This is a genomic window from Endozoicomonas sp. ONNA2 (assembly GCF_024606365.1).
In the GTDB taxonomy this organism is placed as follows: Bacteria; Pseudomonadota; Gammaproteobacteria; order Pseudomonadales; family Endozoicomonadaceae; genus Endozoicomonas.
The window spans coordinates 1-3,185 of the sequence record NZ_JAHHPO010000120.1; the positions used below are offsets into that span (position 1 = coordinate 1).

2 protein-coding genes are annotated in these 3,185 nt (G+C 47.6%); one reads left to right on the forward strand and one right to left on the reverse strand.

The features are described 5' to 3' along the window. Positions 1 to 144 precede the first annotated feature (144 nt). Positions 145 to 1,689, reverse strand: a complete 1,545-nt coding sequence (locus KDK14_RS02245) for a hypothetical protein (RefSeq protein ID WP_257263394.1) — start codon at positions 1,687 to 1,689, stop codon at positions 145 to 147. Between the two features lie 409 nt (positions 1,690 to 2,098). On the opposite strand from KDK14_RS02245, the gene KDK14_RS02250 reads away from it, so the two are divergent. Further along, positions 2,099 to 3,106 (forward strand): TIGR02452 family protein, encoded by a 1,008-nt coding sequence (locus tag KDK14_RS02250; protein WP_257263395.1) that lies wholly within the window; start codon positions 2,099 to 2,101, stop codon positions 3,104 to 3,106. Positions 3,107 to 3,185 lie beyond the last annotated feature (79 nt).

Below are 3,185 nucleotides of genomic sequence, written 5' to 3' on the forward strand. Positions count from 1 at the left end.
GCACAAGGAGTCAGAAATATATGATTTCATATGGTTAGCTACTTAATGTCTATCGCAAGAGGGCAGTCTATTCTCGGACAGCTGGAAGTACTGGGCTTGACGCTATTTTCGGTCAGCTTTATTAGCCTCATCAACGACCGATGCCTACCCTTCACTTTTTATTGCTGAAAAACGATCCGGTTCTGGCTCTAGCCCAACCCTGACAAAATCGGAAATTGGTGCATTGTACCTGACTGCCATCTGGTGCATAAATGAGTCTTTGCATGATTGCGCAAAAGGTTCACGGGGCAGGTAGACGAAAGGGCGAAGACTCATACCCGCACAATGCACTTTCCCGGCTTTTGCCAACAGTTCTGCCAATTTCCGCTTGTTTTGCTCACTCACGTTGTCGGCAATGACGTCAATGGTGCCATCAATCAGATAGAATACATCTGCATAGCCTGTTAACAGGTTGCCAATATCCTTCGCACGTGTTTCTATCAATGTATCTGAAAAGGCGCCCTTCAGTGCATCAATATTCCCGGGAAAATTGTATTTGTAAGCAGCTTTCAGGACGAAACTGCATAAGTTCAGTTTTCGATTAAACCCGCTGTTTTCTTCGCTATTTTCGTCAAAAGCGTTGAAACATATGGAAAGCAATGACTGGCCAGCATTATCAAGACGGTTCAGGGGCAAGCCTGATTTAATCAAGTAGAGGAGGGTATCGGAATCACGATAGAAGTCATAACTGTTCATGTTCCTGACAAACTCATTGAACGGGAGTTTTCCTTCCTGGGTGCGTTGATTGATATCGAACCCATAGTGAGTCAGCAAATTGATGCTTTCACTGTCGAGCCGTTTATGGTGAATCAATGATCCAACCGGACCGTCGCTGAACTGGTTGCCAACGTCGTCGATACTTGCTCCAGCCCGTAATAGAAGCACCGCATTTCCAAGCCATGATGTCAAACTCAGTGTTTCACACAGGGCTGTTTTACCGTCGCTGTTAACGGCGTCAAGGATTTCTGGCCTGCCACTGGCCTTTTTCAGCAAAATGTCCATAAGCTCCGGGGCAGCACAAGATTGACAAGCCGTGTGTAATGGCGTGTTTCCAAAGCGATCAGGAGCCAGCGAGGCCCCGCGGTTCAAAAGTAATTTCACCACTAAAACCGGGTCCACCGGGTAACGCTGCCCGCCATTGCAATGATGAAGGCCGCTGGCTTTGGTAAACTGGTGCAGTAAGGTTTGCTGGGCCTGATTGACGGGCTGGTCGATATGGACACTTTCTTGACTCAAGAAACATTGCAAGCGGGCCAATATGTCCGGGTCGTCTATCTGCAGTGGCGAATCCCATAACTTCAATACGGTATCATCGGACCCACAGGCCCGGGCAAGGTGAGAAGCTTTTTCCGCACCCATACCAACTCTTCTGTCCTGTAACAGGTTGTTTGATTCCCGGGTGTCGTCATCTTGAATATTATCCCCAATACAACTCCCGTCCTTCACTGACCTGTGTTTGTCATCGGGAGAATCACACCGCCCAGAGCGAGCCGAGACATGCAGTTCGTGTATGAGTGGTCCCAGGACAGCCCGTCCGGAAAATAATTGATTACCAGCCCTGTTTCGACACGGTTTGGCAGCCATTGCTGAAAATTGGCTGTTTGCCAGAGGTAATACGCGTTTAAGAGTGTTTAGCCCGTGTGTGAACATTGAATACTTCCTGATGAATTTTTATTTGTCAGACATTATGGCAGCAACCATTTTCATCGCATGATTTGTGTGATTAAACTTTCAAATCTTTACAAAACCCGTCGTAAAGCATCGCCGGGCCGGGCCGCGCAGGCGGATGACCACCCTTGCAGAGCGCTCTGCTTGAGTGTTCATTCCTTGCTACTATACGGTCTTTTGTAGACCTGCCGTCGGGCAGACGATAACTGCCTGAAATATGAACCGATCACATTCGAGGGTGAAAAACAGGCATTCCCGGATGTGTTGAGACAGTTCTCAAGGAGTGCTAACTCAGGAAATGCTTCCCAAAGGGCATCAGATACCGGATTTTTGTTAATTAAATCTGTCATGTCGAAAAAATAGGCCATAATATTTGCTTGGCATGTACACGATGAAGGCAAACACAATGGGGCCAGTGGCCAGACAATCTGCTGTAAATGCGCCACTAACCTACAAGCAAAACGTCAGGTCTGGCAAGTCATCGGCGGTAAAACATTGGCCTTCGGATCGTTCAGGAAAATCCATTAGCACCAGAACAGTGGCATCATCGGCTAAACGAATCGGTAAGGACCCCCGGCGGGCAGAGTTCAGAAAAGTCGCACTGGACACGGTGACGATATTGAACCGCCAATGGTTCAGCCTGAATGGCACAACGATAGACCTTAAAACGACCGTTGATCGGTGTATTGACAAAACTCTATTCTATAGCGCAAATAAAACCATTCCCCTTCAACCTTCCCTGGATTATTTTTACCCCCTTACCAAAATTCTGTTTATGCAGGAAACGTCTTTGGCAGCCTGTCGGCGGATTGCCGTGGAGAATGGCAAAGACCACGTGGCTTGCCTTAATTTTGCCTCAGCAACTTCACCCGGCGGCATGTTTCGGGATGGTACCAACACACAGGAAGACAGCCTGGCAAGAGCCTCCGCACTTATTGCTTCCCTGGACAGTGACACAGGAAAGCAAATGTATATTTTTAACAACACACATCACACAACCCATCGGGGGCTTTACTCTGATACGATTCTCTATTCGCCTGATGTGCCGGTATTTAAAGATGATCATGGCAACTTGGTCGCGCCTTACCTGATCTCCTTTATCACCGCTGCAGCAGTGGACAGGACTTTTTGCAATGGCATAGCGGAGGAGGCCATTCAGCAAACAATGTATGATCGTGCCAAAAAAATCCTGACTGTCGCGGCCAACAATGGAGTGAAACATTTGATTCTTGGGGCTTGGGGCTGTGGGATCTTCGCCAATGATGCAGCGGATGTTGCGGGGTTGTTTGCTGGTCTTTTGGCTGAGGATGACTTTAGAGAGCGGTTTGTGTCGGTCACGTTTCCTATTACTGACCATACGATGCTACAGGTGTTTAAAAACCATTTTCCGGAAGCATAAAATTGAAACAGTCTTTGGAAGCACAGTGTCGGCACAAGGAGTCAGAAATATATGATTTCATATGGTTAGCTACTTATGT

Coding starts and splice junctions, on each gene's coding strand:
- KDK14_RS02245 (WP_257263394.1), bottom strand. CDS start 1,689: ATGTTCACACACGGGCTAAACACTCTTAAACGCGTATTACCTCTGGCA.
- KDK14_RS02250 (WP_257263395.1), top strand. CDS start 2,099: ATGAAGGCAAACACAATGGGGCCAGTGGCCAGACAATCTGCTGTAAAT.